This is a genomic window from Mesorhizobium sp. LNHC232B00 (assembly GCF_000502435.1).
In the GTDB taxonomy this organism is placed as follows: domain Bacteria; phylum Pseudomonadota; class Alphaproteobacteria; order Rhizobiales; family Rhizobiaceae; genus Mesorhizobium; species Mesorhizobium opportunistum.
Genome location: NZ_AYWP01000043.1, coordinates 18,540 through 37,618 on the forward strand (window position 1 = coordinate 18,540; position 19,079 = coordinate 37,618).

At 65.3% G+C, this 19,079-nt stretch carries 16 protein-coding genes; 5 read left to right on the forward strand and 11 right to left on the reverse strand.

The genetic code is table 11. The features are described from left to right. Positions 1 to 163: 163 nt before the first annotated feature. The 4 genes from X743_RS140065 to dnaQ all read left to right on the forward strand — a co-directional run bounded on the left by X743_RS140065 (position 164) and on the right by dnaQ (position 3,127). Entirely contained in the window at positions 164 to 763 is a 600-nt protein-coding gene (locus tag X743_RS140065; protein WP_023768961.1) for a Maf-like protein, read from the forward strand. After that, positions 756 to 1,598 carry a shikimate dehydrogenase gene (locus X743_RS140060; protein ID WP_023768962.1) on the forward strand — a complete coding sequence of 281 codons (843 nt, stop codon included), beginning with the start codon at positions 756 to 758 and terminating at the stop codon, positions 1,596 to 1,598. The genes X743_RS140065 and X743_RS140060 overlap by 8 nt, the downstream gene beginning before the upstream one ends. After that, positions 1,595 to 2,182 (forward strand): dephospho-CoA kinase, encoded by a 588-nt coding sequence (gene coaE, locus X743_RS140055; protein ID WP_023768963.1) that lies wholly within the window; start codon positions 1,595 to 1,597, stop codon positions 2,180 to 2,182. The genes X743_RS140060 and coaE overlap by 4 nt, the downstream gene beginning before the upstream one ends. Positions 2,183 to 2,401: 219 nt before the next feature. Further along, complete coding sequence (gene dnaQ / locus X743_RS140050; protein ID WP_023768964.1) at positions 2,402 to 3,127, forward strand: DNA polymerase III subunit epsilon; 726 nt, start codon at positions 2,402 to 2,404, stop codon at positions 3,125 to 3,127. A 3-nt stretch (positions 3,128 to 3,130) separates the two neighbouring features. On the opposite strand, the gene X743_RS140045 is transcribed toward dnaQ, so the two are convergent. The 9 genes from X743_RS140045 to X743_RS140005 all read right to left on the reverse strand — a co-directional run bounded on the left by X743_RS140045 (position 3,131) and on the right by X743_RS140005 (position 14,251). Beyond that, positions 3,131 to 4,090 carry an alpha/beta hydrolase gene (locus tag X743_RS140045; protein ID WP_023768965.1) on the reverse strand — a complete coding sequence of 320 codons (960 nt, stop codon included), beginning with the start codon at positions 4,088 to 4,090 and terminating at the stop codon, positions 3,131 to 3,133. A gap of 9 nt (positions 4,091 to 4,099) precedes the next feature. Beyond that, positions 4,100 to 4,780 (reverse strand): isochorismatase family protein, encoded by a 681-nt coding sequence (locus X743_RS140040; protein ID WP_023768966.1) that lies wholly within the window; start codon positions 4,778 to 4,780, stop codon positions 4,100 to 4,102. A 349-nt stretch (positions 4,781 to 5,129) separates the two neighbouring features. Next, positions 5,130 to 6,434 carry a Xaa-Pro peptidase family protein gene (locus tag X743_RS140035; protein WP_023768967.1) on the reverse strand — a complete coding sequence of 435 codons (1,305 nt, stop codon included), beginning with the start codon at positions 6,432 to 6,434 and terminating at the stop codon, positions 5,130 to 5,132. Between the two features lie 306 nt (positions 6,435 to 6,740). After that, the gene (locus X743_RS140030) at positions 6,741 to 7,709 is read right to left on the reverse strand and encodes a GlxA family transcriptional regulator (RefSeq protein ID WP_023768968.1); all 969 of its coding nucleotides are present in this window, start codon (positions 7,707 to 7,709) and stop codon (positions 6,741 to 6,743) included. A gap of 48 nt (positions 7,710 to 7,757) precedes the next feature. Beyond that, complete coding sequence (locus tag X743_RS140025) at positions 7,758 to 8,939, reverse strand: PLP-dependent aspartate aminotransferase family protein (RefSeq protein WP_023768969.1); 1,182 nt, start codon at positions 8,937 to 8,939, stop codon at positions 7,758 to 7,760. Then, complete coding sequence (locus X743_RS140020; RefSeq protein ID WP_023768970.1) at positions 8,936 to 10,375, reverse strand: pyridoxal-phosphate dependent enzyme; 1,440 nt, start codon at positions 10,373 to 10,375, stop codon at positions 8,936 to 8,938. Before X743_RS140020 ends, X743_RS140025 begins: the two co-directional genes overlap by 4 nt. A 333-nt stretch (positions 10,376 to 10,708) precedes the next feature. Next, positions 10,709 to 12,043, reverse strand: a complete 1,335-nt coding sequence (locus X743_RS140015; protein WP_023768971.1) for an FAD/NAD(P)-binding protein — start codon at positions 12,041 to 12,043, stop codon at positions 10,709 to 10,711. A 55-nt stretch (positions 12,044 to 12,098) separates the two neighbouring features. Further along, positions 12,099 to 12,575: an Rrf2 family transcriptional regulator gene (locus X743_RS140010; RefSeq protein WP_023768972.1), complete on the reverse strand. Its 477-nt coding sequence runs from the start codon at positions 12,573 to 12,575 to the stop codon at positions 12,099 to 12,101. Positions 12,576 to 13,060: 485 nt separating this feature from the next. Beyond that, positions 13,061 to 14,251 (reverse strand): helix-turn-helix transcriptional regulator, encoded by a 1,191-nt coding sequence (locus tag X743_RS140005; protein ID WP_051508640.1) that lies wholly within the window; start codon positions 14,249 to 14,251, stop codon positions 13,061 to 13,063. Between the two features lie 527 nt (positions 14,252 to 14,778). Between X743_RS140005 and X743_RS140000 the strand changes: the two genes are divergently transcribed. After that, a complete protein-coding gene (locus tag X743_RS140000) occupies positions 14,779 to 15,420 on the forward strand; it encodes a LysE family transporter (RefSeq protein WP_023768974.1) in 642 nt (213 codons plus the stop codon). A 24-nt stretch (positions 15,421 to 15,444) separates the two neighbouring features. Here X743_RS140000 and X743_RS139995 read toward each other — a convergent pair whose 3' ends face one another. Together X743_RS139995 and X743_RS139990 are read right to left on the reverse strand one after the other, a co-directional pair. Continuing rightward, positions 15,445 to 16,074 (reverse strand): hypothetical protein, encoded by a 630-nt coding sequence (locus tag X743_RS139995; RefSeq protein WP_031258698.1) that lies wholly within the window; start codon positions 16,072 to 16,074, stop codon positions 15,445 to 15,447. 126 nt (positions 16,075 to 16,200) lie between these two features. Next, complete coding sequence (locus X743_RS139990) at positions 16,201 to 17,487, reverse strand: YadA-like family protein (RefSeq protein ID WP_245264340.1); 1,287 nt, start codon at positions 17,485 to 17,487, stop codon at positions 16,201 to 16,203. Between the last annotated feature and the right edge of the window lie 1,592 nt (positions 17,488 to 19,079).

A 19,079-nucleotide genomic window follows, 5' to 3' on the forward strand; every position in this document is an offset into this window, starting at 1 on the left:
AGAAGGAAGAACTCGGCGCCGGCGTCCCGCAGATTACCACCAGTTGGCGATTTGCAGCGGCGTCAGCGCAGCACTTCCCTTCTCCCCCTGCGGGAGAAGGTGGCCGAGCGAAGCTCGGTCGAATGAGGGGTGCGTGACGGAACGCCAACCCTGGTGAAGAAGCATGACAGAAAAAATCATCCTCGCTTCCGGCAGTCCGTTCCGCAAGGCCATGCTGCTTAGTGCCGGCGTCGACGTCGAGGCGGTGCCGGCCGAGGTCGACGAGCGCGCGCTCGAGGCGCCGTTGCAGGATAGCGGTGTTTCCCCGGAAGACGTCGCCCTGGTGCTGGCCGAGGCCAAGGCCACCGAGGTGAGCGAGCGCAGGCCAGGTGCGCTGGTGCTCGGCTGCGACCAGACCTTGTCGCTCGGTGACGAGGTGTTCCACAAGCCGGCCGACATGGAAGGCGCGCGGCGTCACCTGCTGGCGTTGTCCGGCAAGACCCATCAGCTCAACAGCGCCGCAGTGCTGGTGCGTGACAGCAAGGTGCTGTGGCGCCATGTCGGCATTGCCGCCATGACCATGCGCAAGCTCGATCCCGCCTTTATCGGCCGCCACCTCGCCCGCGTCGGCGCCAGGGCGCTGGCCAGCGTCGGCGCCTACCAGGTCGAGGGCGAAGGCATCCAGCTTTTCGAGAAGATCGAAGGCGACCATTTCACCATTGTCGGCCTGCCGCTTTTGCCGCTGCTGGCCGAACTGCGCACGCTTGGAGCGATCGATGGCTGAGGCGACGAAGAAGGCCTTTGTCACTGGCCACCCGATCAAGCATTCGCGCTCGCCGAAGATCCACGGCCATTGGCTGGCCAAGCATGGCATCGACGGCAGCTACGAGGCGATCGACGTGGCGCCGCACGACTTCGCCGAATTCCTGGCAACCCTGCAGGCCAACGGCTATCGCGGCGGCAATGTCACCATCCCGCACAAGGAAGCCGCCTTTGCGCTGGCCGGCCGCCGTGACCAGGCGGCGGAAGAGATCGGCGCCGTCAACACGCTGTGGTTCGAGGCCGGCATCCTGTGGGGCGGCAACACCGACAGCCATGGCTTTGCCGCCAATCTGGATGATCATGCGCCGGGCTGGGCAAGCAAGGGCCCCGCGGTCGTGCTTGGCGCCGGCGGCGCTTCCCGCGCGGTCGTCCACGCGCTGAAAGAGCGTGGCGTATCCGACATCCGCATCGTCAACCGCACGCTGGCCCGTGCGGAGGAATTGCGCGATCGTTTCGGCGCCGGCGTTTCGGCGCACGGCATGGCGGCGACCGGCGAACTGCTTGCCGATGCCGGCCTGCTGGTCAACACCACGGCGCTCGGCATGGTCGGCAATGAGGGCCTCGCCGCCGATCCGGCGCTGCTGCCGAGCCATGCGATCGTCACCGACCTTGTCTATGTGCCGCTGGAAACGCCGCTGCTTGCCGCCGCGCGCGCCAGCGGGCTGAAGACGGTGGACGGCCTCGGCATGCTGCTCAACCAGGCCGTGCCCGGTTTCGAACATTGGTTCGGCGTCAGGCCGAAGGTCACGGTCGAACTTCGCGCGATCATCGTTGCCGACCTGGTGCCGAAGCCATGATCGTGCTCGGCCTCACCGGTTCGATCGGCATGGGCAAGTCGACGACGGCCAAGATGTTCGCCGAGGCCGGCGTGCCGGTCCACGATTCCGACGAGACCGTGCACCGCCTCTATGCCGGCAAGGCAGCACCTCTGGTCGAGGCGGCTTTCCCGGGAACAACCGCTGCCGGCGTGGTCGATCGCGCGAAGCTTGGCGCCCGTGTACTCGGTGATACCGCCGCGCTGAAGCAGCTGGAAGCCATCATCCATCCGCTGGTGCGCGCCGATGCCGACGCCTTCCTGGCCAAGCATCGTACCGCGGGCGAATCGATCGCCGTGCTCGATATTCCGCTGCTGTTCGAAACTGGCGGCCGCAACCGCGTCGACAAGGTCGTCGTCGTCACCGCACCCCCCGAAGTCCAGCGCCAGCGCGTGCTGGCACGACCTGGGATGACAGAAGAAAAGCTGGCGGCGATTCTGGCCAAGCAGGTGCCGGATGCCGAAAAACGCCGGCTGGCCGATTTCATCATCGACACCGGCGAGGGGATGGATGCCGCACGTGCTGAGGTCGATGCAATCATCAGGCAGGTCTCCGGGGATCGCTAGGCTCTTCCTTCCCCGCTTGTGGGGGAAGGTGGATCGGCACGCAGCGCCGAGACGGATGAGAGGTGTTCCAGCGGAGTGAGGCGTTGGCGTTCCCTGGAACACCCCTCATCCGACCGCTTCGCGGCCACCTTCTCTCGCAAGGGGAGAAGGGAAAACAGGCATTGGCCATTGCCATTTTGTTCCGGTCTGGCGATTCTGCCCCCAGGAGCACCTGATTCGATGCGCGAGATCATTTTCGATACCGAAACCACCGGCCTGGATTCGCGCGACGACCGCGTGATCGAGCTGGGCGGCGTCGAGCTGGTCAACCGGTTCCCGACCGGCCGCACCTTCCACCACTACATCAACCCTCAAGGGCGCGCGATCCATGCGGAGGCGCAAGCGGTGCACGGCATCAGCGCCGCGGACCTCGCGGGCAAGCCGACCTTTGCCGAGATCGTCGAGGAGTGGCTGGCCTTCGCCGACGGCGCCAAGCTGGTCGCCCACAATGCGACCTTCGATATCGGCTTCCTCAATGTCGAATTCGGCCGGCTCGGACATCCCGTCGTCGATCCTGGCCTTGTCGTCGACACGCTGGCGCTGGCGCGCCGCAAGCATCCGATGGGCCCCAACTCGCTCGACGCGCTCTGCCGGCGCTACGGCATCGACAACACCAAGCGCACCAAGCACGGCGCCTTGCTCGATTCCGAACTGCTGGCCGAGGTCTATATCGAGCTGATCGGCGGCAAGCAGGCCGCCCTTATCCTCGACAGCGCGACCGCGCCGGCGCAGCGCGGCGAAAATGTCCGCCACATCGAAATCATTGCCGCCGTGCGCCCGGCGCCCCTGCTGCCGCGCCTGACCGAGACCGAACGCGCCGCCCATGCCGCCATGGTCGCTACGCTCGGCGAAAAGGCGCTGTGGCTGAAGGCCACATCATCCGAGGCAAAGGCCGCGGCGTCGTAAGAGTCAGTACGGCCACTCGCCGCGACCCAGGGCCGCGATCGCCGAAATGATGCTCGCAAAGGCATGCGCCGCTGCCGGCACTGTCGTCCGGGCGCGCAGGAAACTGTGCACCAGGCGCTTCTCCTCGTGCCACCAGGCCTTGCCGCCGGCCGCCACAATGCGGTCGCGATAGGTCTCGCCATCGGATGACAGCGGATCGCATTCCGCCGTGATGATCGCCGTCGGTGGCAGGCCGGAGAAATCCCTGTCGCGCAGCGGCGAAAATGTCGGATCGTCGGGCGATTGCCGCTTGGCCGACCGCACATCGCGGTAGAAGGCAATGTCGCCGACGGACAGCAGCGGAGCGTTGGCGTGTTCGACATAGGAGCCGGACCTCTCGTCGCCGCCGAGACCGGGATAGATCAGCACCTGGCCGATCGCAGCGCGGGGATGACCGCGCGTCGCCTGCGCCACCGCCGCCGCCAGATTGCCGCCGGCGCTCTCGCCGCACAGCACGATCGGCAGGTCCGACGTCGCCGCTGCCCAGTCGAAGGCGGCCAGCGCATCGTCGAAAGCGGCGGGGTGGACATGCTCGGGCGCCAGCCGGTAATCGACCGACAGCACGGCAAAGCCGATGCCGGCGCAGATCTCCGCGCAGATGTCGTCGTGGCTGTCGAGCCCGCCAAGGATGAAGCCGCCGCCATGGTAGTAGAGCACCGTGGCACGCGGCGCGCTGCCGGCGAGCTGGTAACGCCGAACCGGAATGTCGCGGCCGGCGGCAGCGATCAGCTGGTCCTTGGCGACGACGCCGGGCGGATAGGGCTGGCGCAGCGCCCTGCACATGCGGTCGTAGACCGCGCGCTGCTTGGCGATCGGCTGGTCGACGATCTCCGGCGGGTACCAGGCATTGATGCTGTCGATATAGGACCACAGCGCCGGATCGAGCCGTGTCTCGTATTCGCCGCGGCCGGTCTTGTCAGTCATGCCGGCGATTCAAAGCTCGGCATAGAGCGCGGCCGCATTGTCGAAGCTGAAGCGCAGCGGCACCGAGCCTTCGACCTGCCAGGCGGTGACGGTCTCGCCCGCCAGCAGCCGGCAGGCGCCGTCGGTGTCGATGACGGCGCCGCCATAGAGCCGATTGGCGAGGTTGAGGATGCCGGTCTGGTGCATGGCCGCACTGCCGCTGCCGCAGGCATCCTTGACCAGCAGCACGCGAAATCCCCTGGCCACCGCGTCCTTCACCGATGCGTCGATGCAGGCCTCGGTCCAGACGCCGGCGACGACGAGCCATTCGATGCCGCTTGCCTTGATCTGATCGGCACTCGGCCCGGAACGGAAGGCGCTGGCCTCGGCCTTGATCAGCAGCGCCTCGCCCTCGGCCGGCGCCACCTCTTGGCAGATTTCGGTCAGCGGGTCGCTCTTGTCGGAGAAGGCCGACTTGCCGTCGGCCCCGACCGGGTGGAACGGCCGGTCCTGGCTGTCGAGATCGACGATATAGGCCCAGTGATAGAGCGGCACATGGTTCTGCCGCGCCGCTGCCTGCAGCCGGTGGACGTTGGCGAGGATGCCGGCAAAGCCCTCGACCAGATAGCGCGGATCCTGCCGGTGCTCCTCCTGCAGGTCGATAAAGACGGCGGCCGCGGTGCCGCGCTTGATGGCGATGGGACTTTTCATGCGGATGCGCCTGGGTTCGCGGCCAAGTGACTCTGACGATTGACAGGCCGGTCAGAAGCCAACGCCGCTCCGGTCAGCGAGCTGGCGCAGGCAGTGGTGATTGGCCGAGGCCTTCCCGACTTCGTCATCCACGGGCGAAGCAGCCGCGCAGCGGCGTCGCGGAGACCCGAGGATCCATGCCGTGACGTTGATCGAGTGGTGCAGCGGAGCAGAATTTGGACCATTGCGGCGCGCTGAGGTCGCGGCATGGATCCTAGGGTCTGCGCCGCGTCGCTGCGCTCCTTGCTTCGCCCTAGGATGACGAAGTGGTGGGAGGCTGCGCCGGTTGATAAGGGTCGCGCAACGACAGTCAAACCTGCTTCTCCAGAAACTCGTCCTCATAAGGGAAGCGCGATAGGAGCTCTGTGCCAGTCTCGGTGATCAGGATCTCGTCCTCCAGCTTGACGCCCTCGCGGCCGCCCTTCTCGCCTATATAGCTTTCCACGCTCACCACCATGCCTGGCACGATATGGCCGTCGCGGCCATAGGTCTCGTAATCCATGGCATGGGCGATGAACGGTGTCTCGCCATGCATGCCGACGCCGTGCATGACCGAAGTGTAGCGCTGGTCGACGAAACGGTCCGGGATCTTCCACGCCTTCTCGGCGATCTCGCGGAACGCCATGCCGGGTTTGACGATCGAAATGTTGTGCTGAACCTGGTCGTGCGCCATGCGGTAGAGCGATTTCTGGTAGTCGGTCGGCTTGCCCGGCCCGCAGCGGAAGGTGCGCGAGAAATCGGAATAATAGCCGTAGCAGCCGATCGTGTCGGTATCGAGCGCCAACAATTCGCCGGGCCGGATCTTGCGGCCACTGGCCTCGTTGAACCACGGGTTGGTGCGCTGGCCGGAGGTCAGCAGCCGCGTCTCGATGAACTCGCCGCCCTGGCGGATCACCTCGCCATACATGATGGCGAACAGCTCGTTTTCGGAGACGCCGGGCTTGATCGCCTCGCGCACCGCATAGACGGCGGCCTCGGCGCCGGCCATCGACACCTGCAGGCACTTCACTTCCTCCGGCGTCTTCACCGCGCGCACGGCAAGAATCTCGCCCTGGCAATCCTTGACCTCGCAGCCGCGTTTTTCCAGCGCCAACGCCTGCAGATGGCTGCAGCGGTCGAGCCCGAGCTTCATCGAGCCGCCGCCATGCTTCTTCAGCAATTCGGCGATCTCGTCGGCGAACGGACCTGCGGTCTCGTCGTCACGGCCGGAGACCGACGACCAGACGAGCTTGGAAGGACGCGCCTCGTCGATCGTGTCGAGCACCATCGAGACATGGTAGCTCTGCGGATATTCGAACAGCACGATCGGCCCTTCGGTCGGCACGAAGAAATAACGGGTCGAGTTGCGCAGGAAATAGCCGAACATGTTGCGCGAGCCGGTGGCGTAGCGCTGGTTGTAGGGGTCGAACAAAACGACACCGCCATAGCCGGCCACACGCATCCAGCCGCGCAGCTTGGCCAGCCGGCCCTTGCGCAGCGCATCCGCATCGATGAAGGACGGCTCGGTGTCCGACAGCCACATGCCGCCCGCCGGATCGGCAGCCGCGGGATGGCGCATGCGATCCTTGAAGTCCACGTCCTCGGTGCTGTCGGGATCGAATACGACGATGCTCATGGGTGCCTGGCCTTGGGTCGCTTGGGAGGGTTGAGCATGGCGCAGCGGGGACCGGAGGATTGTGCTGGAAACCGCGTGTGTTGTGCGGAATGCCGCTGGGCAACAAGACATGCAGGTGCCAAGCGCCCCCCTCTGTCCTGCCGGACATCTCCCCCTCAAGGGGGGAGATTGGCAGCTTTGGCCTCATCGCTCTTTTCTTCATCGCTGAAAATGGCGAAAGCCGTTGTTACATCCGATCTCCCCCCTTGAGGGGGAGATGTCCGGCAGGACAGAGGGGGGCGCTGTCCCGCCATTCCTTTGACTATCTTAACGCCGTCGAGCCAGCTTCGGCGCGTGCCCATGCTCTTCCCGAAAGGCCCGGGCAAAGCTCGACATCGAGGCGAAGCCGCAGGCCAGCGCCACGTCGCGCACGGCGAGCGTCGAATGCGCCAGGAGGTCGGCGGCGCGTTTCAGCCTGAGCCGCCGGTAGTAGCCGTTGGGCGAGATGGCGAGTTCGGACCGAAAACTGCGCTCGAGCTTGTCGGAGGACACGCCGAGCCGCGCCGTCAGCTCGGCCATGCCGAGCCGCTCCTCGACCGCGTCCTCCATGATGGCGATCGCCGACAGCACCAGCTCGTTCTGCACCCCGGTGCGCAGCCTGAGCGGCATCAGCTTGCGGTCGACGCTGGAACGCAGCTGGCTGTGCACGAACCATTCGGCGACGCCGGCGGCAAGCTCGGCGCCGTAATCCCGGGTGATGATCTCCAGCATCATGTCGAGGCTGCCGACGCCGCCGGCCGACGTAAAACGCTTGCGGTCGATGACATAGAGGTCGCGCCGCAGCTCGATGTTCGGGAACGCCTCGGTGAACGCGGCCTGGCTGGTCCAGTGCAAGGTGCAGGCATGGCCGTCGAGCAGGCCCGCGCGAGCCAGGAAGAACGCCGCGTCCGCCACCGCGCCGATATGGGCGCCATTGCGCAGGCTGCGGCGGATCCAGCTCGCCGCGTCCTCGGCGACCAGGTGATCGGCATCGCCGCCCGAGCACACGACGATGCGGTCGACCTTGGGCGCATCCTCGGCGTAAAAGCCGGGCTGGATGACGACGCCGTTCGAAGCCTCGACCGCCCCTTTCGTGCCGCCGACGATGATCCAGCGATAGCACTGCCGCTTGGCCAGCACATTGGCGGCGCGCAGCGGCTCGATCACCGAGCTGAACGCCATCATCGGAAAGCCGGGAAACACCAGCACCGCGAAGGTGAGGGGTTCGGTGGGTTTCGGAGGTTCGCGCGTGGCCATGGGCGCTACAATTCGGGCAGATGGTGTGCGGGGTCAACCGGGGATGAGCTAGCCCCCCAGCGCCTGCTCCAGGTCCGCGATCAGATCATCGCCATCCTCGATTCCCGCCGACAGCCGCACCAGCGAATCCGAGATGCCGATCTCGGCGCGCTTCTCGGCCGGGATCGATCCATGCGTCATCAGCGCCGGGTGCTCGATCAGGCTCTCCACCCCGCCTAGGCTTTCCGCCAGCGTGAACAGCTGCGTGCGTTCGAGGAAGCGTTTTGTGCCGGCTAGGTCGCGGTCGAGCACCGCCGTGATCATGCCGCCGAAGGCATGCATCTGCTGGACGGCGATGGCGTGCTGCGGGTGGCTGGCGAGGCCGGGATAGATGACGCGCCGCACATCCTTGCGGGCTTCCAGCCACTGCGCGATCTTCAGCCCGTTGTCGGAATGCCGCTCCATGCGCAGCGCCAGCGTCTTCAGGCCGCGCAGCGCCAGAAAGCTGTCGAACGGACCCGATATGGCGCCGATGGCGTTCTGCAGGAATTTCAGCTGGGCGGCCAGCTCCTTGTTGTCGCCGACGACGGCGACGCCACCGACCATGTCGGAATGGCCGTTGAGATATTTGGTCGTCGAATGGACCACGATGTCGATGCCGAGTTCCAGCGGCCGCTGGATATAGGGGCTGCAAAACGTGTTGTCGGCGACCGAAAGGATGCCCTTGCGCTTGGCAAGTGCGGCGACGCCTTCGAGGTCGACGATGCGCAGCAGCGGGTTGGTCGGCGTCTCGACCCAGAGCATCTTCGTCTCCGGCCGGATCGCGGCCTCCACCGCCGCAAGATCGGTGAAATCGACGAACGAGACCTGCAGGCCGGCAGAGCGCTTGCGCACCCGCTCCATCAGCCGGAAGGAACCGCCATAGATGTCGTCGGTGGCGACGATATGCGCGCCGCTATCGAGCAGCTCCAGCACGGTGGCGATCGAGGCCAATCCGGAGGCGAAAGCGAAGGCCGCCGAGCCGCTTTCGAGGTCGGCCACGGCGCGCTCGAAGGCAAAGCGCGTCGGGTTCTGGCTGCGGGCATACTCAAAGCCCTTGTGCACGCCGGGCGACTGCTGGCCGTAGGTCGAGGTGGCGTAGATCGGCACCATCACGGCACCTGTCAGCGGATCGTGGCTCTGGCCGCCATGGATCGTGCGCGTCGAGAAAGCCAGGCGATTCTTGCCCGACGGCGAGGGATTTTCAGTCATCGTGCGCGCCTCAGATGGTTGATCAGGTCGATGCGGGTAATCAGGCCGACGAACTCGTCGCCGTCGAAGATGATGGCGACCTCGTTGCGGTCGAACACCGGCAGCAAAGCATCCAGCGTCTGGCTGGCCTGCAGCGTGTGCAGGTTGGAGGTCATCGCCGTGCGCACTGGCATGTTGAAGCGTTCCCAACGCCCGTCATAGGGACCGTCGACATGAGCAAGAATATCGCTTTCGTCGACGATGCCGACCAGTCTGCCATTGTCGAGCACCGGCAACTGCGAGACATCGGAACGGCGCATGCGGCCATAGGCGTTGAGCAGGCTTTCGTCCGGCCCGATAGAGACGGTGTCGCCGGTGCGGTGTGTGCGCATCACGAGGTCGCGCAGGTCGCCATGCTGCTCGTGTTCGGCCAGCCCCTGCTCGGCCAGCCAGAAATCGTCGAACACCTTTGACAGATATTTGTTGCCGCTGTCGCAGACGAAGGTAACGACGCGCTTGGCCGAGGTCTGCTCGCGGCAATAGCGCAGGGCCGCCGACAAGAGCGTGCCCGAGGATGAGCCGGCCAGGATGCCTTCGCGGGACAAGAGGTCGCGCACCGCCAGCATGCTTTGCTTGTCGGTGATCGAATAGGCCTTCTTGACCAGCGACAAATCGGCATTGGGCGGCACGAAATCCTCGCCGATGCCTTCCACCGTCCAGCTGCCGGCCTCTTCCATCTTGCCGGTCTTGATCAAGGGCGCCAGCACCGAGCCGACCGGATCGGCGAGCACCATTTCGGTCTTCGGCGAAACCTTGGCGAAGTAACGGCCAAGCCCGGTCAGCGTGCCGCCCGAGCCGACGCCGACCACCACCGCGTCGACATCACCGTCAAGCTGCGAAAAGATTTCGGGGCCGGTGGTGGTTTCGTGGGCCAGCGGGTTGGCCGGGTTGGCGAACTGGTTGGCATAGAAGGCGCCGGGCACGTCTGCAGCCATCTTCTCGGCCATGTCCTGGTAATATTCGGCATGCCCTTTGCCGACATCGGAACGCGTCATGCGCACCTCCGCGCCCAGCGCGCGCAGATGCTGGATCTTTTCACGCGACATCTTGTCGGGCACGACCAGCACGATTCGGTAGCCCTTGGGAATGCCGACCTGGGCAAGGCCGAGGCCGGTATTGCCGGCGGTCGCCTCGACGATGGTGCCGCCCGGCTTCAGCCTGCCTTCTTTCTCGGCCGCCGCGATCATCGACAGCGCGATGCGGTCCTTGATCGATCCGCCCGGATTTTGGCTTTCGAGCTTGATGAACAGCCGGCACTTGCCGGTGTCGAACTTGGTCAGCTCGACCACCGGCGTCTGGCCGATAAGGTCGAGAACCGATTTGTAGGGCGGACGCAGCCGGGAGGATGCGCTTTCCGGGGGCTCGCTGTCAGGCGCGGCGATCTTGTGCTTGCTCATATCGAAACTCCCTGATCAAGCGACCGCCTCGCAGGCTGGGCGGCAGCGTAGCCTCTTTTCCGGCCGTTTACAGTCGGAAAGAAGATAGAACGTGCCAATCGGCCGGCCAGATAAGGAATGAAATTCCGGGTTGTAGCCTGTTCGGTGGGGCACGCCCCCCTCTGGCCTGCCGGCCATCTCCCCCACAAGGAGGGAGATTGGCGGCTTTGGCCTCATCGCTTTTTCTTCATCGCTGAAAATTGGCGAAAGCCGTTGTGACATCCAATCTCCCCCCTTGAGGGGGAGATGTCCGGTAGGACAGAGGGGGGCGCTGTCCCGCGGCCTTTGACCGGCCTACCCCAGCAAGCGCTTGCTCAGCCGCGCGCACTGCACGCGGATATCGGGGATGGCGTCGATTTCAAAGAAGGTGCCCCTGGTCAGCGGGCCGACCGCCAGGATCTTGGCCGATACCGTGCCGTCGCTGGCGATGATCTCGCAATTGGCCGACACGTCGAGGCCGATGCGCAGCGGGTCCGGCCGGGCCAGCCCGCGGTCGACCAGCGAGCGCACCACGCTGTTCGACGAGGTCGAGATGTCGCGCACGATCCCCGAGCAATCATAGATGCGGGCGACGTCGAAGGTCTCGAGGCGCTGCGTGTGGCGCGACTGGACCTTGACCGCGAATTCCTCGCCGCGTGCGATATCGATGACGCGGCCGGCCACCAGCCGGATGCGGCCGGACTGCACGGCCTGCGTCACCCGGGCGTAGACTTCGGGCGCCATGCGGTGGCGATGGATGTCCCACCACGCCTTGGTGTGTTCGACGAAGCGGCGCTTGGCCGAGGATGGCCAGTTCTGCCAGATCTTCTGGTTGAACGGCCTGAGGCCATCGACCACGTCGCGCCAGTCGACGCCCGCCTTCTGGTTTTCCTTGATCAGCTTGCGGAACCAGCCGACGAAATAGGAAAGCTGGGTGCCGAGCGGGATATCGGCTACGTCGAGTTTGATCGGGTTGCCCTTGCGGTGCGGTGACGGCAGCAAGCCGCGCCGCGACACCGCGACGATGTCGCCGCGATGGCCGCGCTGTTCCAGCGCCAGGAACGCGTCGACCATGCTGAGGCCAGTGCCAAGCACCATGACGCTGCTGTCCGGGGCGAGCGCGGTGTCGGCCTCCGAGCCCATCCGGATCGCATGGCCCTGGGCCGGCTCCTCCTCATGGCCGGTGGCCAGCACCGCAAGATGGGCGACGACGCTGGTGCCGTTGGCGAGCGCGACCTCGACGCCGGACGCGGTGGGGGTGATCGACAGGCTTTCCTCGCGGATCAGGCGAAGCCGCCCCGTCTTGAGTTCGCGGGCCTCGAGCTCGTCGAGCAATTCACCGAGATAACGCGCATAGACGCTGCGCGGCGCATAGACCGGCGCCTGGTCCTGGGTGGCAAGGCCGCGCTCCAGCAGCCAGCGCCAGAAATTGCCGGGATCGTCGGCATAGGCGCTCATGCCGGCGGCGCTGACATTGAGCACATGCGCCGACAGCAGCGTGGAATAGGCGATGCCCTGGCCGAAATGCGGGCGCTTTTCGACCAGCGTCACGCGCAGATCGGGATTGGGCGATTTCAAGAGATGCGCGGCCAGCACGACGCCGCTGGCGCCGCCGCCGACAATAATGATCGAATTGGCGCGCCCGCTCATGCGCGTTCCAGCCCCATGCGAATTGTCAGGATGCGAACTGTCAGGATGCGAGGCGTCAGGCCTTGATCTTGACCGCGACTGCAAGGTCGTCGCTGCCCGTCGCGTCCGCAAGGTCGTCGAAGCCGATATCGCGCATTTCGGCCAGGCTGCGCTGGTCGAGCACCTCGGCGATCGCGTGCCGGACCTCGAGCATCAGATGTCGGACTTGGCATGTCGCCTCGTTGCAGTCTTCACAGCGCTGATATTGTGTGCGGCTGGCGCATGGAATTGGCGCCAGCGGACCATCGAGCACGCGCACGACGTGGCCGATCTTGATCTCGTCGGCCGGCCGGGCCAGGCGATAACCACCGTCCTTGCCCTTGCGGCTCTGGACGAAGCCGGCGTTGCGCAGCTCGCCCAGGATGGCGTCGAGGAATTTCTTCGGGATGTTGTTGCCGGTCGCGATATCGCCGACGAAAGCGAGCTGTCCGGCCGGCATCCGCGCCAGGTGGACCAGCGCCTTGAGGCCGTACTTGCCTTTTTTGGTGAGCATGAACCGAACGTTTCTCTGTCATGCGATGGCCTCGAGCCATCCGTTGCGAAACGCCTGGCGTGCCTCCCCGCCGCGTCCAAGCATCCATGACACATAAATTCTAGTGACATGATATACAAGCCAATTGTGATTGATCTTGCTTGGTTTTCAAGCCGTTGCGACCATTTTAGGCCCGGCTTGTGACGCCACGGACACAGAAACGCGGCTTGCGTGCCCCGAGGCCCGCGGCTGGGACCCGGCGCCACCGGCGATCGCCGTGATAGGGTCGGTCTGGCCTCTCATCGTCGTCTCCGGCTCTCTATGTCGATAAGATTACTATACTTAACCTCCGGTACGTGGAACGCGTTGTCAAATCACAAGCCATTTGCAGCATGGATTTGCCTCCCGTTTGCCAAATTGGGAATTCTCCCCTGCAATTGATGCAACACGGGATCGGCTGCCTTCGGCCGTTCATCCCGGGATCGTGCCCTCCCAGGTGCGAATCTTCAGAGGGGCGATGCCAGCGATGCGACAAGCCGCACGAGATCGACCTGGCGGCGAACACCGGTCTTCTCGAAAACATGCAGGAGATGTGTCTTGACCGTCGCGCTGGCCAGGCCGAGGGCCTTTGCGATCTCGCGCTGGGTGCGGCCGGCGACGATCAATTCCACGATGCGAACCTCGGCGGGGGTCAGGCCGTAGAGGGCTGCGAACGCATCGAAGGGAAGACTTATCGGTCTGTCGACCGGAGCGACGAAGAGGGCCGCTATCGCTCGCCGGAACAGGCCCGGGCGGCTTTCGCGCCGCTTCAGCGGCAGGACATGAATGATGCGCGGCTCTCCCGACAGGCCACGTGTCGGAAAACCGGTGCCGCCGCGGCGCCCGAGCGCGGCCTCGTTGCCGGCGGCCTGGGCGACCGCGTCCTCTATCGCCGACGAGATCGCGGGCGAGGCGTCCGAGACGACAAGGCGGCCATTGCTGACCTTGATCGGATCCTTGCGGGCCAGCATGGCCTCGGCGACCGGATTGGCGTGGACCAGTGTCATCAGTTCATCGACCAGCACGACGCCGACCGAGAGGCCGTCCAGCACCGACGACACGTTGGCGGCGGCTATCGATTGCAGTTCGAGCAGCTGGCCGATGGCGATGGCGCGCCGGAAATGCGGGGCCAGGAGACGCAAGGCGTCGAGTTCGGCGCTGCCAACGATGCCGGCCGTCTCATGCCGTCCGAAGGAAAGCGTGGAAACCATGCGCGCATTGCGCTCCAATCCGATCGCGACCGCGTCGACCACCCCTTGCGGCTGGGCCCATTCGAGAAAATAGCGGCTGGCGACAAGTGCGGCATCCGGCACGGCCTGCGACTGCGCGATCGGCTCCTCGAGCGGATATTGCTTTACCTTGGTGTCACCGCCCCAGAGATCGACGAGGTCCTGGCCGTAAGCGGGAAGTTCGCCGAGCTTCACCGAATCGATGCCGGTCGCAACGCCGAGCGTAACCTCCCCGCCCGGAAGCGGATACACGCCGAGAACCGCGTAGCAGAAGTCCAGCTCGGTGCGGATGCTTTCAACCACCGATTGCCATCGCGCCGGATCGAGGACGCAATCGTAGATCCTGCCGATGAGTTCCGAAATGCGCTCCGCCGGATAGGAGCGGCCAGTCATGTCGGCCCGCGCGGGTTGATGGTCACTGTCAAGCATCGCGTGCTGCTGCGCCGACATCGCTTCAACGGGATCAATCCCTCGTTCGAGTTTTGCGATTTTGCTGTCTGAAGTCGACGCGGAGGTGGGGGGCACACCGAAAGCCAACTGAAAGTCAGTAGAAAAAAATAGAAGTTGGGAGTCAAGCCTAATCCAAATGGTGGACGCCGGGATGCCTGTTTTGTGATTGAGTGCGCCGGCTTGAGGTTGAACTGAGTTCAAGGCACGTGACACGCATCGGGAGAATTGCATTTCTCCGCCGCCAGTAATGCGTCGGCACATCAGCCAGGTCTTGAACGCTACGGGACGGAACGGCGTCTATGCGCAGACACATTACATCTAGCTAATACTTGGAGAGAACTTCAAGACGACGTGCTTGTCAGCCCCGCCAACGGCCGTCTTACCCGAAGAACATCGAAGCAGCTCGCGAAAGCGGGGCGCCCGTTGCCGGCCTTGGCCGGCATCTAGCCAGGGTGTCGCCTGGCCGGGAATCCCGACGACGTGCGGCCAAAGGAAGATCTGTCGGCATGTCCTGCACAACGGAACTTTTCCTGAGTGCGATGCGTGGGGCCTTGCTGGGTTTCGCGGTCGCGGCTCCCATCGGTCCCACCGGCCTTTTATGCGTGCAGCGCACGATCGCGGGCGGCATCGCACCGGGTCTGGCGACCGGCTATGGGGCGGCGACCACACACTCGGTCTATGCCTCCATTGCCGCAGCCGGGCTTGGGGCGGTGGCGCATATGCTGATCGGCTGGCACATGCTGCTGCAGCTCTGCGCGGGAATGTTCCTGCTCTACATGGCGGTCACGGCGGCGCGGCTGACTCCGTCGCTGGACGCTGGCCAGCAGCGGCGCATGCCATCGGGCCGGGCCTATGTGACAGGGCTGTTCTGGACGCTGGGCAACCCGATGACGCTGCTAGGCTTCTTCACGCTCACGCCCGGGATATTGGGAGCCGGCATCCCGTCCTGGGAAAGCCTGGCCATTGTCTCGGCCGGCGTGCTGCTCGGCTCGGCGGCTTGGTGGACGACGCTGACACTGGCCACCAACCATCTGCGCAAGCGGCTCAGCGCGCGCGGGCTGCGCACCGTCAATCTCGTCTTCAGTTCGGGCCTGTTCGTCTTCGCGCTGTCGCTGCTGGCAAGCGCGCTGCGGCTGGAGTTGCTCTAGCGGCGGCTGCATGCACATGCCGCTTCAAGGCTTCGCAGCCTTCTTCGGCTGCACGGTCATCGAGGGTGCGTCCGGAGGCGGGGCGGCCTCGTCGGGTTTCTGTTGCCCGGCGACGGGCGTGTCGGGCGCCTGCGGCGCTCCTGAGGTGAGGTTGACCGACACGCCGTAAATCTTCCACTGCCGGTTCGCCGGTTCGAACAAAAGCTCGAAATTGACCTGCATTGGCACCGACGGGAAAAAGCCGGCCATGTGCAGCATGCCGTTCGGCTCGATCTGCGGCAGCAAGGTCAGTTGCGGCTCGAGCACCGCGACGGCGCCGAAGTCGAGCGCCTGCTTGCGCTGGTTGGCGAAGATGTCGCCGAGTTGGGCGGCACTGTTGGCCTGGAAATTCGGCGAGCCGAGATCGCGCAGCACCGTGTAGTTGCCGGTCTTGTTGGCCTGGTCGAGCGCCAGCAGCGTGCCCCGGATCAGGATCAGCACGCCGTTGCGGTCGATGTTGGCCGGGCGGGCGGCGTGGACCTTGTCGCCCTTCTCCATCTTTTTGGCCTGCGCCACCGCAGCGCCCTGGGATGCGGCCAACAGGCCGAGCGACAGCAAGCCTGTCGCGGCGGCCCGCGCCATCCGCCTGACCGATGAAGATTGCGGGTGCTTCATGTGGCCTCTGGAGTTTGCCCAAGATCGAGCCGCCGGCGGGGAGACAGGCGACCGCGTCTTTGGGAACGCGGCCGCCAGCGGCTTTTTCAAGCCAGCCCCCTCGCACCTCGGATCATGCCGACCGCATCAGTTCAGCGTCCATGACGCCCCGACGCTGACGCCGACATCGCCATGGTTGGTGGTGGCCGACAGAGCGGCGTTGAGGCGGAAATCCTCGCTGGTGTTGTAGCCGAGGCCAAGCGCGAGGCCGGATTGACCCTTGAAGTGGCCGAAGCCGCCGGCGAGCGACAGTTTTTCAGGCCTGTCGTCGTAGCGCAGCCCCGCCGTCGCCAGCGCCAGCGCGATGCCGGCGCGCGCTTCCGTGCGGTTTTCGCTGATCTGGTCACCGAGGCCCTGGAAGCCGGCCTCGAGCGCGCCGACGCGGCCGTCGAGATGGCTGATGTTGGTGGTGTTGGTGGCTACCCGCGTGTCGAGGTCCGCGATCTCGGTCGTGTGCAGCGCAATCGCGATGGTGTTGTTGGTGATGCGGGTTTCGTGATCGGCGAGTTCGCTCGTGTGGCTGCTCACAGTGCTGTTCAGCGTGCTGATATCGCTGCTGTTCTGGGCGACTTGTGCTGGCAGGTTCGCAAGCGTCGCCACATCGAACGTCGACGCCGCCAGATTGCCGGTGCTGTCCGTCGTCATCAGATAGGTAGGGCCGGCCTGCGCGGCCTTGCTCGCCTGCGAAGCGACGCCGGTCAGCGTGTAGGTGTTGAGGCCATTGCCAAGCATGACCTGGTTGTCGCGCGTCGTCGTTGCGCCCACGCCGATGGCGATGGAGTTGTCATAATTGGCCGTCGCAGCGTCGCCGAGAGCAATTGCATTCACGGCATTTGCCGTAGCCCCGTTGCCAACGGCCGTGGCGTTGCCGCCGTTCGCCTGGGCCGAGCTGCCAAGGGCGGTGGCGTTCACGGCATTCGCCTGGGCCGCGGTGCCGAGGGCGGTGGCATTGGCCTGGTTCGCCCCGCCGGCGCCGGCCTCGGCCCCAGTGCCGATGGCCGTCGTGTTCGCATTGTTGTAGTCGGTGGTCAGGCCGCCCGCGTTCGTGTCGAAAACAAGTCCACCGGCGCCGGCGTTGACGCCGAGCGCCACGCTGTTGTCCCCGAAGGCACCCGCGCCATTGCCCATCGCAACCGAGAGAGTGCCATTGCTATTGGCCGATCTTCCGCATGCGGTGCCGCCGGATGACGTCTGCGCGAAAGCCGCTCCACCATCCTGACCATTGAAATCCTGGCAGATGACTCCCGCCGCCCGCGCCGGGTCTGGCGCGAAGGCGACGACGCCGGCCGCCGCGACCACCATGGTGGCTGCGGTCCCGAGAGCGGGCACTTGGGAGGATGCCGCGCGCACGAAAGCCGCTGTCGCGGCAGACATCGATGCAATGTGTAGTCGCAGACGACGCGTCGGCGTCACAGTTCTGATCCTTGTCGCGGCAATGGCGTCCTCCGGTATGCTCGCCCATCCAATCGTTTCTGCAATCACGTTCAACCCCTCGCTTCATTGCCAAATAGCTGACCCGGACGAGTGACCTGGTGTCGCCCCGCCGGCTGACCGGTCCCGCGCGATAGCCAGGCCGGTGCACAGGCTCCGGCCATGGCTGGGCTGAAATAAAGCAGTGCGCTACCGACGCTTTGCGCTGTCGTCCCCAGACAGCAGTCGCCTTTGCAAACACCGATGCCCTCGAATTCCGCGCAGGACCGCAGCACCCGACGGGCGCAAACGAACACAAAGAAAATGCCGCGTCTTCCACCATTCGGTGGATAGCGGCGACCAAGGCCCGATGGTACCGCCAAAGACTGGATCACCATCTCCCTTGGGAGATGACAGGACTTGCCCGATCCGGATCATGCGTTCATTTTGCTGCCATGCAGCAAGGGTATGGTGCGATGCGTTCTGCTTTATCGATGGCTCAATTGTCCGAACTGATCGGGCTGATCTACGACGCCGCGATCGATCCCGCACGCTGGCCCGTCGCGATCGAGGAGATGCGCATCGCGCTCGGCTTCGGGACCGCCGCCCTCCGCCTGCAAGCGCTGCCGTCGGGCGAGGTGCTGGTCAACGTAGCCAGCAACATCCCGCAACCCTATGTCGACCAGATGGCCAGCTACGGCGCTGAAGTCCTCGAGCTATGGGGTGGCATGGCGGTGGTGGGCTCGCTGCCGATGGATCGACCGGCGGTGTTGAGCCAGCTCAATCCCAACCTCGACAACACGACGAACCGCTACTTTGTGGAGGTCGGTAAACCGCAAGGCATGATCGATTCCCTGGCGGTGCCGCTCGCGCGCGATGGGCGTGGTCTCGGCTCACTGTCCTTCAGCCGCCATGTCGATGCCGCTCCCATCAACGATCTGCAGATCGAGGCCGCCCGATTGTTGATCCCGCACCTGCAGCGCGCCGCGACGATCAACCGGCTGCTCGACATCGCGGCGATCGCCCGATCGACCTTCGAGTCGGTGCTCGACACGCTGACGGCACCGGTCTTTCTCACCACCGCGGATCTGCATGTCGTGCATGCCAATCCGGCAGCGCNGCTCGACACGCTGACGGCACCGGTCTTTCTCACCACCGCGGATCTGCATGTCGTGCATGCCAATCCGGCAGCGCGTGCGATTGTCGCCGGGGGCGAGCTGCTGAAAATCCGCAACGGGATTCTCAGCCCCAGCGTTTCCGCCGTGTCCAGCGCGCTGGCGGTCGCGGTATCCCAGGCAGCGCAGGACGAGAGCGCCATCGGCCGCAAGGGGTTGGGAGTTCCAATGCGCTGGCGCGACGGCTCAGCTGGAGCCTTGCATGTCCTGCCGCTGCGCCCGGGGCGCGGGGCGTTTGATGCCAGCGTGGTCGCGGCGGTGTTTGTCGCACGCGCGGATACACCCTTTGTCGCGCCGACCGCGCTGGTCGCCGCGCTGTTCGGCCTGACGCCGGCCGAGGCGCGCGTCTTCGAGCAGATCGCGGCGGGCCGCACGGTTGAG

Coding starts and splice junctions, on each gene's coding strand:
- X743_RS140065 (WP_023768961.1), top strand. CDS start 164: ATGACAGAAAAAATCATCCTCGCTTCCGGCAGTCCGTTCCGCAAGGCC.
- X743_RS140060 (WP_023768962.1), top strand. CDS start 756: ATGGCTGAGGCGACGAAGAAGGCCTTTGTCACTGGCCACCCGATCAAG.
- coaE (WP_023768963.1), top strand. CDS start 1,595: ATGATCGTGCTCGGCCTCACCGGTTCGATCGGCATGGGCAAGTCGACG.
- dnaQ (WP_023768964.1), top strand. CDS start 2,402: ATGCGCGAGATCATTTTCGATACCGAAACCACCGGCCTGGATTCGCGC.
- X743_RS140045 (WP_023768965.1), bottom strand. CDS start 4,090: ATGACTGACAAGACCGGCCGCGGCGAATACGAGACACGGCTCGATCCG.
- X743_RS140040 (WP_023768966.1), bottom strand. CDS start 4,780: ATGAAAAGTCCCATCGCCATCAAGCGCGGCACCGCGGCCGCCGTCTTT.
- X743_RS140035 (WP_023768967.1), bottom strand. CDS start 6,434: ATGAGCATCGTCGTATTCGATCCCGACAGCACCGAGGACGTGGACTTC.
- X743_RS140030 (WP_023768968.1), bottom strand. CDS start 7,709: ATGGCCACGCGCGAACCTCCGAAACCCACCGAACCCCTCACCTTCGCG.
- X743_RS140025 (WP_023768969.1), bottom strand. CDS start 8,939: ATGACTGAAAATCCCTCGCCGTCGGGCAAGAATCGCCTGGCTTTCTCG.
- X743_RS140020 (WP_023768970.1), bottom strand. CDS start 10,375: ATGAGCAAGCACAAGATCGCCGCGCCTGACAGCGAGCCCCCGGAAAGC.
- X743_RS140015 (WP_023768971.1), bottom strand. CDS start 12,043: ATGAGCGGGCGCGCCAATTCGATCATTATTGTCGGCGGCGGCGCCAGC.
- X743_RS140010 (WP_023768972.1), bottom strand. CDS start 12,575: ATGCTCACCAAAAAAGGCAAGTACGGCCTCAAGGCGCTGGTCCACCTG.
- X743_RS140005 (WP_051508640.1), bottom strand. CDS start 14,251: ATGCTTGACAGTGACCATCAACCCGCGCGGGCCGACATGACTGGCCGC.
- X743_RS140000 (WP_023768974.1), top strand. CDS start 14,779: ATGTCCTGCACAACGGAACTTTTCCTGAGTGCGATGCGTGGGGCCTTG.
- X743_RS139995 (WP_031258698.1), bottom strand. CDS start 16,074: ATGAAGCACCCGCAATCTTCATCGGTCAGGCGGATGGCGCGGGCCGCC.
- X743_RS139990 (WP_245264340.1), bottom strand. CDS start 17,487: ATGTCTGCCGCGACAGCGGCTTTCGTGCGCGCGGCATCCTCCCAAGTG.